11 protein-coding genes and 1 tRNA gene are annotated in these 12,622 nt (G+C 66.3%); 5 read left to right on the forward strand and 7 right to left on the reverse strand.

Translation table 11 applies throughout. The features are described from left to right. The first annotated feature begins 139 nt into the window (after positions 1 to 139). The gene (locus tag ACO05N_RS00460) at positions 140 to 526 is read left to right on the forward strand and encodes a hypothetical protein (protein ID WP_422055243.1); all 387 of its coding nucleotides are present in this window, start codon (positions 140 to 142) and stop codon (positions 524 to 526) included. Between the two features lie 174 nt (positions 527 to 700). On the opposite strand, the gene ACO05N_RS00465 is transcribed toward ACO05N_RS00460, so the two are convergent. The 4 genes from ACO05N_RS00465 to ACO05N_RS00480 form a co-directional block, all read right to left on the reverse strand. Further along, positions 701 to 1,444: a YebC/PmpR family DNA-binding transcriptional regulator gene (locus tag ACO05N_RS00465; protein WP_300501155.1), complete on the reverse strand. Its 744-nt coding sequence runs from the start codon at positions 1,442 to 1,444 to the stop codon at positions 701 to 703. 128 nt (positions 1,445 to 1,572) lie between these two features. Further along, positions 1,573 to 1,899, reverse strand: a complete 327-nt coding sequence (locus ACO05N_RS00470; protein ID WP_422055244.1) for a heavy metal-binding domain-containing protein — start codon at positions 1,897 to 1,899, stop codon at positions 1,573 to 1,575. Between the two features lie 176 nt (positions 1,900 to 2,075). Then, positions 2,076 to 2,315, reverse strand: coding sequence for a DUF2312 domain-containing protein (locus ACO05N_RS00475; RefSeq protein ID WP_066660091.1), 240 nt, complete (start codon positions 2,313 to 2,315; stop codon positions 2,076 to 2,078). 106 nt (positions 2,316 to 2,421) lie between these two features. Continuing rightward, entirely contained in the window at positions 2,422 to 3,543 is a 1,122-nt protein-coding gene (locus tag ACO05N_RS00480; protein ID WP_422055245.1) for a S41 family peptidase, read from the reverse strand. A 117-nt stretch (positions 3,544 to 3,660) separates the two neighbouring features. On the opposite strand from ACO05N_RS00480, the gene ACO05N_RS00485 reads away from it, so the two are divergent. After that, positions 3,661 to 4,143 (forward strand): Lrp/AsnC family transcriptional regulator, encoded by a 483-nt coding sequence (locus tag ACO05N_RS00485; RefSeq protein ID WP_422055246.1) that lies wholly within the window; start codon positions 3,661 to 3,663, stop codon positions 4,141 to 4,143. A gap of 23 nt (positions 4,144 to 4,166) precedes the next feature. Here ACO05N_RS00485 and ACO05N_RS00490 read toward each other — a convergent pair. Next, positions 4,167 to 4,243 (reverse strand) — tRNA-Asp (locus ACO05N_RS00490). A gap of 44 nt (positions 4,244 to 4,287) precedes the next feature. Beyond that, positions 4,288 to 5,469: an AI-2E family transporter gene (locus ACO05N_RS00495; RefSeq protein ID WP_422058675.1), complete on the reverse strand. Its 1,182-nt coding sequence runs from the start codon at positions 5,467 to 5,469 to the stop codon at positions 4,288 to 4,290. A 148-nt stretch (positions 5,470 to 5,617) separates the two neighbouring features. Between ACO05N_RS00495 and glpK the strand changes: the two genes are divergently transcribed. Continuing rightward, entirely contained in the window at positions 5,618 to 7,078 is a 1,461-nt protein-coding gene (gene glpK / locus ACO05N_RS00500; protein ID WP_422055247.1) for a glycerol kinase GlpK, read from the forward strand. 186 nt (positions 7,079 to 7,264) lie between these two features. Further along, positions 7,265 to 9,301, forward strand: coding sequence for a M13 family metallopeptidase (locus tag ACO05N_RS00505; protein WP_422055248.1), 2,037 nt, complete (start codon positions 7,265 to 7,267; stop codon positions 9,299 to 9,301). 175 nt (positions 9,302 to 9,476) lie between these two features. On the opposite strand, the gene ACO05N_RS00510 is transcribed toward ACO05N_RS00505, so the two are convergent. Continuing rightward, positions 9,477 to 11,249 (reverse strand): class I adenylate-forming enzyme family protein, encoded by a 1,773-nt coding sequence (locus tag ACO05N_RS00510; protein WP_422055249.1) that lies wholly within the window; start codon positions 11,247 to 11,249, stop codon positions 9,477 to 9,479. A 136-nt stretch (positions 11,250 to 11,385) separates the two neighbouring features. On the opposite strand from ACO05N_RS00510, the gene ACO05N_RS00515 reads away from it, so the two are divergent. Beyond that, on the forward strand, positions 11,386 to 12,615 hold the full coding sequence (locus tag ACO05N_RS00515; protein WP_422055250.1) for a serine hydrolase domain-containing protein: 1,230 nt from the start codon (positions 11,386 to 11,388) through the stop codon (positions 12,613 to 12,615). Positions 12,616 to 12,622 lie beyond the last annotated feature (7 nt).

Consider the following 12,622-nt stretch of genomic DNA (forward strand, 5'->3'; position numbering starts at 1 on the left):
GCGGGTTTTGGTGACCGAACTTGATCCATTCTTTGCCGAGCACCGTCGCTTGCGCGCATGTAATGCAGAAATGGGGGCAATCGCCCTTCGGCCCGCACCACCCGATCGCGACGCGCTGAACGACATGCGATGGCGCCTGATGCGATCGCTGCTGCGGACGCTGACGCTCAAGGACCGGATGATCTATCCCCGGTTGCGGCTTCATCCGGACGTTGCCGCGCGGGCAGTTGCCGAACGCTTTTCCGCGTCGACCGAGGCCGATTATGAGCGCATCGCGGCGCACTCAAAGCGCTTCCCACCCGAAGCGGTGGCGCGCGACTGGCCGGGCTATACCGCCTCGGTGCGGCTGCGCGTCAACGAAATGAACGACCGGCTGGACCGCGAGGAGCGCGAGCTGTTTCCCTTGCTCGACGGCGCACCGCGCATTGCCTCGGTTTCGTTTTCGCAAGGAACGAACTGGGCTGCCGATGCCTGGCGCATCCGCGCGATGCTGGGGATGGATGGGGCCGACGATCGGGCGGCTTGACCGAAATTCCTCCCTGCCCCGCAGGGGAGGTAGCAGCACGATGCTAAGGGAGGGGTCGCCCTCGCAGAGGGCGGATTTTTCCGAGCTGTTCACGGCCGTCTGCGCGGCCGCCCCTCCACCACCGCCTGCGGCGGCGGTCCCCCTCCCCCAGCGCGCTGGGGGAGGAATGAGACATCAACCCAGCTTGGCCATCACCTCGTCCGAGACTTCGTAATTGCCCCAGACGGTCTGGACGTCGTCGTCATCGTCGAGCGCGTCGATCAGCTTGAACAGGGTCGCGGCGTCGTCTTCGCTCACCTCGACCATCGTCTGCGGCTTCCACGCGAGCTTCGCGCCCTCGGCCTCGCCGAGCACGGGTTCGAGCGCCTTGGCGACTTCGTGCAGGTCGGCGCTGGCGGTCCAGATCTCGTGGCCGTCTTCGGACGAGGTCACGTCTTCGGCACCGGCTTCGAGTGCGGCTTCGAACACCTTTTCGGCGTCGCCGACGCTGGCGGGATAGGTGATCAGGCCGACGCGGTCGAAGGCATGGCTGACCGATCCGGATGCACCGAGATTGCCGCCATTCTTGGACACTGCGGTGCGAACATTGGTGGCGGTGCGGTTGCGGTTGTCGCTCAGCGCCTCGATGATCAGGCTGACACCGCCGGGGCCGAAGCCCTCATAGCGGATTTCCTCGTAATTCTCCGCGTCGCCCTTGCTCGCCTTGTCGATCGCGCGCTGGATATTGTCCTTGGGCATCGACTGCGCCTTGGCGGCGTTGACCGCCGCGCGCAGGCGCGGGTTCATGTCGGGATCGGGCAGGCCCATCTTGGCCGCGACGGTGATTTCGCGGCTGAGCTTGCTGAACATGCCCGAGCGCTTCTTATCCTGCGCGCCCTTGCGGTGCATGATGTTCTTGAACTTGGAATGGCCTGCCATGGGGTGTCTCTATGGAATTGGGTGGGGCGTCTCTAGGGCAAGGGCAGCGCCGGGTGCAACCGGGGGTTTCCCACTACCGCTCGTCACCCCGGCACAGGGCCGGGGTGACGAGTCAGCAGAGTCGCGCCTCAAACCCCGCTCAGCGTCACCGCCGTACCCGAGGCGGAGACCATCAGCATCGACCCATTCTTGCCGATCACTTCATAATCGAAATCGATGCCGATCACGCCGTTGGCGCCCAGCGCACGGGCTTCGTCGCGCAGTTCGTCGAGCGCGGTCTTGCGCGCGTCCTTGAGCGGGCGTTCATAGCTGCCCGATCGACCGCCGACGATGTCGCGGATGCCGGCGAACAGGTCGCGGAAAATGTTCGCGCCGATGATCACCTCGGCGGTGACGATGCCGTGATAGCGCGTGGCGCTGTAGCCATCGAGGGTGCTGGTGGTGGTGAGAATCATGCGGACCTCCTGTTGGGAGACGGCATGCTAGGGCGGTGGGGTGTGGGGCGGCAATGCCCGCCCGCCACCACCGTCGCCCCGGACTTGACCCGGGGCCGGGCTGCCTCTCTTCGGCGGAGGAAGAAGTAGCCCTGTCCCGGGTCGAGCCCGGGACGACGAGAAAGTGGGCTGCGCGCTTACTGCATCCCCAGCGCGGCGCGATAGGTTTCGAGCAGCGCGTCCTGCTCGTCGAGCTGGTGCTTCTCCATCTTCCGCAGGCGGATGATGGTGCGCATGATCTTGGCGTCGAAACCGGTCGCCTTGGCCTCGCCATAGACATCCTTGATGTCGTCGCTGATGCCCTTCTTTTCTTCTTCCAGCCGCTCGATCCGCTCGATCAGAAGGCGCAGCTGCTCGGCCGAAATCGAGTCGCTCATGTCCCGCTCCATAACTGTGGTGAACGGGCGCGTTTAGCGGCTGTGCCGGGGGGTGCAAGGGGGCGGCGCTACCCGGCTGTGGATAGCACCGCCCGTTGCGACCGGATCAGCGCTTGCCGGGCTGGCGGCGCAGCATTGGCCCCTTGGGCATGTGCGATGCCGACAGCGCCTCCGCCTGTGCGGGGGGCACGCCTTCGCGGATCAGCGCTTCGTAAAGGGCGCGCTCGGGGGTAACCGCGATATCGGGCTTCACCCCCACCTGCTCCCAGCTGTCGCCACCGGGGAAATAGCTGCGACCGACCGGAATGAACGCCGAATAGCCGCCGCCGAGCGGCGCGGTGCCGCCATAATGGCCCGCCCCGGCGGTGGTTTCGCCGATCAGCGTCGCGCGCTTCGTGCCCTTGAACACCGATGCGAGATGCTCGGCAGCCGACGCGGTGCGCGGCGAGGTGAGGTAATAGATCTTGGTCTTCGCCCAGGGACTCGCCGGGCTTGCCGGGATGACGCGGTGCTCGGTCCGCGCCAGCTCGGCGGGGGCATCGACCTTGACCAGCGAGCGGAACGGCAGCGGACCGGCCCCCTCGGCAAAGGATGCGCGCGTGTCCATGATCATCACCGTCTGCGGCTTGTCGAAGATGCGCGGGAACAGCAGGTCCATCTCGTCCAGCCCGCCGCCGCGATGCGTGCGCGCGTCGATGATCAGCGTCTTGGCCCCGGCCTGCTGGTCGAGAAAGGCGGTGAAGGCCTTGAGCGCTTCCGGCTCGCCGAAAAAGCCGTTGAAGCGGACATAGGCGATGCCGGGCGCGATCATCCCGGCCTGCTCCATCGCCGGCGGGGGCAGCGGGGCGTTGCCGATCTGCTGCTGGGTCGAGGGCTGGCCGACACGTTGCGACTGCGGACCGCCGGGCGCGAACATCGCGAGATGGCCGTCGGGGGCGATCGCCTGCAGATCGGCGGTCACGGCGGTGGCCAGCGCATAGCCGTCGGAAATGCCGTCATAGCCCCCCGCCGCCAGCTTCGTGCGCAGGGCGGCGGCGTAGCGCTTAGCGGTATCGGGGAAAACGAAGTTCTTCTCCAGCTCATCCGCCAGCGTCGCCACCGCTGCCTTGGCCGCCGCCGCGTCATAGGCGGGCGCAGCGGCCAGCGCCGGCGCCGGCGCCTCGCTCTGTGCCATCGCTGCCGGTGCCAATGCCGCCAGGATCGCCGCCGCCATCACGTTCTTGCCCATCGAGTCCCTCCCTTGTGGATTACCAGAAGTGTTATAGTTGACTAACACGCCTTTTGCAGCCGATGGTGGCACGCTATGTGCCGAAAATCGTCATTCGGGAGTGGGTTCGCGCAAGACATGGGCAAGCTCGACGCCTTCGACATCCAGTTGCTCAACCTGCTCCAGGCCGATTCGCTGGCGACTGCCGAGCAGCTGGCGCGCGTCGTGCCGCTGTCGGCATCGGCGGTGACGCGGCGCGTGCGGCGGCTGCGCAGCGAGGGGTTCATCGCGGCGGACGTCGCGCTGCTCGCGCCCCGGCTTACGGAACGAAGGCTGCGCGCCCTGGTGCGGGTGCAGGTGCATGAACATGCCGAAGCGCGCGGCATCGCGGCCTTGCGCGCGGCGCTCGCCGCCGAGGATTCGGTTCAGATGATCCTCGACGTCGCCGGGGCGGACGATCTGGCAGTGCTCGTCTGCGCGCGCGACATGGCCGATTACAATGCACTGGCAGAGCGGCTGTTTCAGAACGACCCGGCGGTGCGGCGCTACGAGACGAGCTTCATCAAGCGCGTGCACAAGCAGAGCGGGAGGGTCGTGTTGACGGCTGGCGATGTGGAGTGAGGGGGATGGCCACCCGTAAAGGGTGGCGCGAGTGACGGGGCTCGAACCCGCGACCTCCGGCGTGACAGGCCGGCGCTCTAACCAACTGAGCTACACCCGCATGACCCTGGCGCCGAAGCGCAGTCCCTTGCGAGAGCGCGGCACCTAACCGGGCGGTCCGGGGCTGTCAACTCCGCTTTCGCGCATAATTTGCGGACGGGGCGCGGAAGGGTTTCCGCGCGCGACCAGGGTGCCATGTTCGAACAGGAATCCGGCGATGTCCGGCTTGCCCGCTGCATTGAGCACGGTCTGGATGATGATCAGCAGCGGCACCGCGAGCAGCGCGCCCGGCGTACCCCATACCCAGCCCCAGAAGGACAGCGAGATCAGGATCATGATCGGATTGATCGTCAGCCGCCGCCCGACCACCAGCGGCGTGATGAAGTTCGCCTCGATCGTGTGCAGCCCGATCATGATCGCGGCGGGCAGCAATGCGGTCCACACGTCCTGAAACGTCATCAGTCCGCCCACCGCCAGAAATCCTGCGGCAAAGATCGGGCCGAGATAGGGAATGTAGTTGAGCAGCGCGACGATGCCGCCCCACATCAGCGGGGTCGGCATGCCGATCAGCCACAGCGCGCCCGCCACCGTCAGCCCCAGCGTCACGTTGATCATCGTGATCGTGCCGAGATAGGCCGAGGTATCGTCGACCACGTCCTGAATCACCCGCGCGGTCGCCATCGCGCCGCCAAAGCTGGTCCGGCTGGTGATCGCGTTGCGGCGCAGCCGGGTCCAGCCCGACAGGAAGAAATAGATGACGAGGACCGCAAAGAACATCTCGATCAACGCGGTCGGCGCACTGGTCGCGGCAAGTTCGAGGATCGACCGCGGGGGTGCCTGCCCCGCGGTCTCGGCCGGCTGGATCGGGCGCGACTGGGCGAGATCCTGGATCGTCTTGTTCACGAAGTTTTCGAAATTCGAATAGAAGTCGATCAGCGGCTTCACGTTCGACTGGATATTGTCGATCCGTTCCGGAAGGATCGACAGCCAGCCCCAGGCGGGCACGACGATCGACGCCAGCGCGGCGTTCGCGGCGGTCAGGAACAGTAACAGACAGATCAGCGCGGCGAGCGGCGCGGGGACGCGATGCCGCTCCAGCCATTCGAGGATCGGGACCAGCGCGATTGCGATGACGATCGCGGCGGTGAGCGGCAGAAAGAAGGGCGACCCGGCCTTGAGCGCGAAGGGCAGCGCGAGGACGAGGCCGATCCCCGCCATCAGCGTCAGCCCGGCGAGCAGGCGGTCGCGGCGATTCTCCGCCTCGGTCTCATGATCGGCGGGCGGCACTACGGGGACAAAGTGATGCGTCGAGTCGGGCGTGTCCCCCTCCCCTTCGCCGCGCCGGTCGTTCCCGAAAGCTTCGTCCACTTGCTTCACCTCTCGACCGAATCCTAGCGCGATTTGCGCGCGATGTAATCCCGGCTAACCTGTTTCGATGGGAGAGATTCTGCTGGTCATCGACGAGGGGACGACCTCGACCCGCGCGATGCTGTTCGCGCCGGATGGGCGCTGCCTCGACAGCGCGTCCGCGCCGCTGCGCCAATTCTATCCCCGCCCCGGCTGGGTCGAGCACGACGCCGCGCAGATCTGGGCCGATTCGGCGCAGTGCGCGGCGGCGATGGTCGAGCGCGCGGGCGGGGCCGATGCGATTGCGGCGATCGGCATTACCAACCAGCGCGAGACAATCGTGTTCTGGGACCGCGAGACGGGCGAGCCGCTCGCCCCCGCCATCGTGTGGCAGGACCGGCGCAGCGCCGATCTGTGCCGCAACCTCAAGGAACGTGGCGAGGAGCCGGGCGTGCAGGCGCGCACCGGCTTGCTGCTCGATCCCTATTTCAGCGGGACCAAGATCGCCTGGGCGATGGCCAACTGGCCGCAACTGCGCGCGGCCGGCGACCGGCTGGCGATCGGCACGGTCGAAAGCTGGCTGGTATGGAACCTGTCCGGCGGCCTGCATGTCACCGACGCGACCAACGCCTCGCGCACCCTGCTGATGGGCCTGGGCAGCGGCGGGTGGAGCGACGGGCTGCTCGACCTGTTCGATTGCCCGCGCGGCGCGCTGCCCGAGATTGTCGATTGTGCGGGGCAGTTCGGCGAGACGACGCTGTTCGGCGGCCGCATCCCGATCTGTGGGCTGGCCGGCGACCAGCAGGCGGCGACGATCGGCCAGGCGTGCCTCGCGCCGGGCGAGACCAAGGCGACCTATGGCACCGGCGCATTCATGCTGACCAATGCCGGGGAGCGCCAGCCGACATCGCGCCACCGGCTGCTCTCGACCGTGCTGTGCCAGCTCGGCGGCAAGCGCACCTATGCGATCGAGGGGTCGGTGTTCGTCGCGGGGAGCGTGGTCAAATGGCTGCGCGATTCGCTCGGCCTGATCGCCGACGCGGGCGAGACCGAGGCGCTGGCGCGGTCGGTCGCAGACAATGGCGGAGTGTATTTCGTGCCCGCGCTGTCGGGGCTGGGTGCGCCGTACTGGGAGCCGGAGGCGCGCGGGGCGATCAGCGGGCTCAGCCTCGCCAGCGGCAAGGCGCATGTCGTGCGCGCCGCGCTGGAGGCGATGGCGCACCAGAGCCACGACCTCAAGACCGCCTTCGCCGCCGATGGCTGTGACTGGTCGCGGCTGCGGATCGACGGGGGCATGGTCGCCAATGACTGGATCGCGCAGGACCTGGCCGATGTGCTGGGTGTGGCGGTGGAGCGGCCGGCGTTCACCGAGACGACGGCGCTGGGCGCCGCCATGCTTGCGGGCGTGGGCTGCGGGCTGTTTTCCGGGCTGGAGGAAGCGGCGGCAATGCGTGGACGGGTCGAGATGTTCGAGCCGGCGATGGATGCGGGCGCGCGGGCGGCGCGGCTGAACGGGTGGGCGAAGGCAGTGGCGGGGGTGTTGGCGTAGCACCTATCCGTCGCCCCGGGCTTGACCCGCGGCTGGGCTCTTCTTCCCCGGTATTGAAGGAAGAAGAAGCCCGGTCCCGGGTCAAGCTCGGGACGACGAAGAATGTTGTTCGCACCCGATTGCGCCTCCCCCTGCCCACCGTTATGGTAACACAATACACCATCGACTCTCTGGGGGGATTTTTCCATGAAGATCAATGTTTTCGCGCGCCTGACGCTGGGCGTGGCCGCGCTCGCGCTGACCGCGCCGGCGCTGTCGCAGAGCGCAAGCGGGCCGCGCTATGGCACCGTGGGCCTGGAGCTGACCGGGCAGGACAAGAGCGTCAAGCCGGGCGACGACTTCTGGTCCTACGTCAATGGCGGCTGGGCCAAGTCGGTCGAGATCGCGGCCGATCGCTCCTCGGCGGGCTATGGCGTCAAGCTGACCGACGAGGCCGAAGTCTCGGTGCGCGCGATCCTGGACGACATGGCCAGGAACCCCGGCCAGTTCGGCGCGAAGGGCCAGCAGATCGGCGACCTCTACGCCAGCTGGATGGACGAGGCCGGGATCGAAGCGCGCGGCACCGCGCCGCTCAAGCCCTATCTGGCGAAGATCGCGGCGGCGAACGACCGCGCCAAGCTGCAGACGCTGTTCGCGACCGTCGGCTATGCCAGCCCGGTCGATGTGGGGATCATCCCCGACCTGGCCGACCCGACCCAGTACACCGCCTTTGCCGGTCAAGGCACGCTGGGCATGGCACGCGACTATTATCTGCTGGAAGGCGAGAAATACGACAAGTTCCGCGCCGCCTATCGCGCCTATGTCGAACAGGTGCTGACGCTGGCGGGAATCGCCGATGCGGCGAAGAAGGCGGACACGATCGTCGCGTTCGAAACCGCGATGGCCAAGGTCCACTGGAGCCCCGAGCAGAACCGCAACATCATGGCGCTGTACAAGCCGATGGACCGGGCCGGCATGGCGAAGCTGGCGCCGGAGTTCGACTGGCCGGCGATGATGCAGACCGCCGGTCTGGGTTCGCTGCCCAAGATGATCATGGGCAACGACACCGCACTGACCGCGCTGGGCAAGATGTTCGCGCAGGTGCCGGTTTCGACCTGGCAGGACTGGATGACGTTCCACTTCATCTCGTCCAACGCGGCGTATCTGCCCAAGGCGTTCGACGATGCCTCGTTCAACTTCTACGCCAAGACGCTGTCGGGCACCCCGCAGAAGCGCGAGCGCTGGAAGCGCGGCATCCAGCTGGTCAACGGCGCGCTGGGCGAAGCGGTCGGCGAGATCTACGTCGCGCGCCACTATCCGCCCGAAAGCTCGGCCAAGATGAACGAGCTGATCGTCGATCTGCGGGCCAGCCTTGAGGAGCGGTTGAAGGCGAACCAGTGGATGGACGCCGCGACCAAGGAAAAGGCGCTGGCCAAGCTCGCCGCATTCGATCCGCGCGTCGGCCATCCCGAAAAGTGGATCGACTATTCGAGCATGAAGATCGGCCGCGGCGACCTGCTCGGCAACATGATGGCGTCGCGTGAGTGGGGCCAGCAATATCAGCTGTCGAAGCTGGGCAAGCCGGTCGACCGCGCGGCGTGGGACATGACCCCGCAGACGGTGAACGCATACTACAACCCGCTGATGAACCAGATCACCTTCCCGGCGGCGATCCTGCAGGCGCCCTATTTCGACGCCAAGGCGGACCCGGCGGTCAACTATGGCGCAATCGGCGCGATCATCGGGCATGAGATCGGCCACGGCTTTGACGATCAGGGCAGCCAGTTCGGCGCGGACGGCAAGTTCGCCAACTGGTGGACGCCCGAAGCCAAGGCCGCCTTTGCCAAGCGCACCGGCGTGCTGGTCGAGCAGTTCAACCAGTATGAGCCGATCCCCGGCACCAAGATCAACGGCAAGCTGACGCTGGGCGAGAATATCGGCGATCTGGGCGGCATCGAAATGGCCTATGGCGCGTACCAGCGCTATCAGGCCAAGCATGGCAAGGCCCCGGTGATCGGCGGCCTGACCGGCGACCAGCGCTTCTTCCTGTCCTATGCGCAGGCGTGGCAGTCCAAGCTGCGCGAGGATGCCGAGCGTCAGCGCCTGCTGACCGACCCGCACAGCCCGGCCAAGTATCGCGTCAACGGCATCGTGCGGAACGTCGACGCGTGGTACACCGCGTTCAACGTCAAGCCGGGCGACGCGCTGTATCTGCCGCCGGAGCAACGGGTGAAGATCTGGTGAGGCGGCACGTCTTTTGAGACAGAAGGGCCGGTTCGAAAGGACCGGCCCTTTTTTGTTGCCCGCGCCCTCCCTTTCGTGGCCCCGGGCTTGACCCGGGGCTGGGCTTTTCCTGGCGGGCGTTGGAAGAAGAAGAAGCCCTGTCCCGGGTCAAGCCCGGGACGACGAGAGGGTGGAACTACGCCACCCCTTCCTCCACAAACAACGCCTTCAGATCCTTCTTCAAGATCTTCCCGTTCGCATTGCGCGGCAGCGTTTCCGCGACGAACTTGATCGCGACGGGAGTCTTGAAGATGGCGAGGCGCTCGCGGACCCACGCCTGCAACTCGGCCTCGCTCGCCTCCATCCCCGGCGCCAGATGAACCACCGCGGCCGGCTCCTCGCCCAAAGTCTTGTGCGGGATTCCGATCAACGCGCAGTCGGTGACGGCGGGGTGGGCGTAGAGCACGTCCTCGACCTCGGACGAGTAGATATTCTCGCCGCCACGGATGATCATGTCCTTGGCTCGGTCAACGATGTAGAGGAAGCCCTCCTCGTCCAGCTTCGCCAGATCGCCGGTGCGGACCCAGCCGTCGCGGAAGCATTCGGCGGTCGCTTCGGGCTTGTTCCAGTATCCCTTCACGATCATCGGCCCCTTTGCCCAGAGCTCGCCGACTTCGCCGACAGGGAGTTCGTTGACGCCATCCGCGTCCATGATCTTGAGGTCGGCAACCGGCACGGGCGGGCCGGCGCTGGTCGGGCGATTGAGATAATCCTCGCTCGAATGGCTGGTGACGGTCGCCATCGTCTCGGTCATGCCCCAGCCATTGCCGGGCAGCGCGCCGAATTCGGTGTAGATGCGCTTGACCAGCTCGGGCGCCGATGGCGCGCCGCCATAGGCGATCGCCTCGAGGCTGGAGAGATCATATTTGTGGCGGTCGGGATGCTCCAGGATCTGCCAGGCGATGGTCGGCACGCCACCGGTCAGATTGACCTTCTCGCGCTGGATGATCTCCATCGCCTCGACCACGTCCCATTTTCGCATGAACACCGCCGTGTTGCCCGATGCCAGCGTGCCCATCAGGCTCGCCGAACAGGCGGTGACGTGGAACAGCGGGATGACGAGCAGGCCGACCCTGGGCTGCGGCTCGGGCGGCATTTCGCCGCGGCGCAGGTAGGAGCGCGCGGCGGCGTACCCGCCCGACATGATGTTGGTGCACAAATTGCGGTGCGTGCCGAGCGCGCCCTTCGGCGATCCGGTGGTGCCGCTGGTGTAGAAGATCGTCGCGTCATCCTCCGGCTCCAAGGTCGGTTCGGCGGGCAGCGGGACGTCGGGCAGCGAGGCCCAGTCGTTTGGCGCACCGATCAGGTCTTCGAGCTTGTCGACGCCCTCGGGCAGTTCGGCGTCCCAGCGGCTGACGATGGTGCGCTGAAGATCGGGCAGGTCGGGCAGCCGCTTTTGCAGCCGCGCGAACCGCTCGCCGTCGAGGAAGAGCACCTTGGACCCGGAGTCGCGCAGGCCGTAATCGAGCTCGCCGCCAGTCCACCACGCGTTGAGCGGGACCAGGATCGCGCCGATGCTGACCGCGGCGAAGAAGATCACCGGCCATTCGGGCGTGTTGCGCATCGCCAGCGCGACGCGGTCGCCCTTCACCACCCCCATCTCGCGCAATTTGGTCGCGAGGTGCGCGGTGGCGCGGAAATTCGCCTCGAAGCTGACGCGCTCATCCTCATGGATCGTGAAGATGCGCTCGCCATGGGTGCGTGACAGCTGGAGCAGGGCGGCGAGGTGCGGCGGAGCATTCTTCCACACCCGCGTCTTGATGCCGCGAATTTCGATTTCTTCCATTTCCAGCTTCTGGCCGGGCGCGGTCATCAGCGCCTGGGCTTGCGCCAGCGTCATCTTCGGCCAGGACGGGTCGAGCGGGATGAGCGGTTCGGGGGCCAAGGCGGGTCTCTCCAATGCTGTCATCATTTCGTTGTTGAATGTCGGGTTTGGCGATTCCACCTTGCCCGAACACACTTCATTCTTGATTCATTAGCCGCTCAACGCAATAGGGAAGCGACAAGCGAGCGATCGCCGCGGAACAAGGATTCGAATTAGAGGTATGGACTCAACCGCCCTCGCTACCGCTACGGAAAGCGGCTTCGACGCCGATCGGCTCGCGCGCATCGATGCGTTCGTCAGGGCGCGCTACCTCGACTCGGGGAAACTGCCCAACGCCCAGCTGCTGATCGCCCGCGACGGCAAGATCGCGCATTTCAGCCATCAGGGTGTGGCGCGGGAGGGCGGCGCGGCGGTGGACGAGACTTCGATCTACCGCATCGCGTCGATGACCAAGCCGGTGACGTCGATCGCATTCATGCAATTGGTCGAGGGCGGCAGCGTCGCGCTCGACACGCCGGTCCATCACGTCCTGCCCGAGTTCAAGGGGCTGGGCGTCTACAACGGCGGCGGCGGCGGGGTGCCGTTCGTGACCAGGCCGACGACCGAGCCGATGCGGATGATCGATCTGCTGCGACATACCTCGGGCCTCACCTATGGCTTCCAGAATCGCGGCAATGTCGATGCGGCCTATCGCGAGGGGCGGATCGAGAATTGGCACGGGCATCTCGATCTGGATGGATTCGTCGCGGCGCTGGGCAAGCTGCCGCTCGAATTTTCGCCGGGTGAGGCGTGGAATTATTCGGTCGCGACCGATGTGCTGGGCGCGGTGGTCGAGCGCGTGTCGGGCCAGAAGCTCGACGCCTATTTTGCCGAGCACATCTTCGCGCCGCTCGGCATGCACGACACCGGCTTCTGGGTGCCGGAGGACAAGGTCGATCGGCTGACCGACTGCTACACGTTCAAGGCCGGCGAAGGCCGGGTGATGTACGATCGCGGGGCGCAATCGGCGTGGAGCCGCAAGCCGACCTTGTTGTCGGGCGGCGGCGGGCTTGTCTCCACCGCGCTGGACTATCACCGTTTCTGCACGATGCTGCTGAATGGCGGGACGCTGGACAGCGCGCGAATCATTGGGCGCAAGACGCTCGACCTGATGGTGATGAACCACCTGCCCGGCGGCAAGGATCTTTCGAGCCTGTCGCGGTCGCTGTTCAGCGAGACGCAGAATGCCGGCACCGGCTTTGGCCTGGGATTTGCGATGAACATCGACGTCGCGCGATCGATGATCCCGGGCAGCGTCGGGGAGTTTTACTGGGGCGGGATGTTTTCGACCGCCTTCTTCGTCGATCCGGTCGAGCGGATCAGTATGGTGTTCATGACCCAGCTGTCGCCGTCGGGGCTGTACCCGATCCGGCGCGAGCTGAAGACGATGATCTATTCCGCGCTGGCCTGACCGGCGC

The organism is Sphingomonas sp. (assembly GCF_965227385.1).
Classification (GTDB): domain Bacteria; phylum Pseudomonadota; class Alphaproteobacteria; order Sphingomonadales; family Sphingomonadaceae; genus Sphingomonas.

Excerpts from the sequence above, each read along its gene's own strand:
- ACO05N_RS00510 (WP_422055249.1), bottom strand. The coding sequence starts at position 11,249 with ATGACAGCATTGGAGAGACCCGCCTTGGCCCCCGAACCGCTCATCCCG.
- glpK (WP_422055247.1), top strand. The coding sequence starts at position 5,618 with ATGGGAGAGATTCTGCTGGTCATCGACGAGGGGACGACCTCGACCCGC.
- ACO05N_RS00460 (WP_422055243.1), top strand. The coding sequence starts at position 140 with ATGCGATCGCTGCTGCGGACGCTGACGCTCAAGGACCGGATGATCTAT.
- ACO05N_RS00485 (WP_422055246.1), top strand. The coding sequence starts at position 3,661 with ATGGGCAAGCTCGACGCCTTCGACATCCAGTTGCTCAACCTGCTCCAG.
- ACO05N_RS00515 (WP_422055250.1), top strand. The coding sequence starts at position 11,386 with ATGGACTCAACCGCCCTCGCTACCGCTACGGAAAGCGGCTTCGACGCC.
- ACO05N_RS00505 (WP_422055248.1), top strand. The coding sequence starts at position 7,265 with ATGAAGATCAATGTTTTCGCGCGCCTGACGCTGGGCGTGGCCGCGCTC.
- ACO05N_RS00475 (WP_066660091.1), bottom strand. The coding sequence starts at position 2,315 with ATGAGCGACTCGATTTCGGCCGAGCAGCTGCGCCTTCTGATCGAGCGG.
- ACO05N_RS00465 (WP_300501155.1), bottom strand. The coding sequence starts at position 1,444 with ATGGCAGGCCATTCCAAGTTCAAGAACATCATGCACCGCAAGGGCGCG.
- ACO05N_RS00470 (WP_422055244.1), bottom strand. The coding sequence starts at position 1,899 with ATGATTCTCACCACCACCAGCACCCTCGATGGCTACAGCGCCACGCGC.
- ACO05N_RS00480 (WP_422055245.1), bottom strand. The coding sequence starts at position 3,543 with ATGGGCAAGAACGTGATGGCGGCGGCGATCCTGGCGGCATTGGCACCG.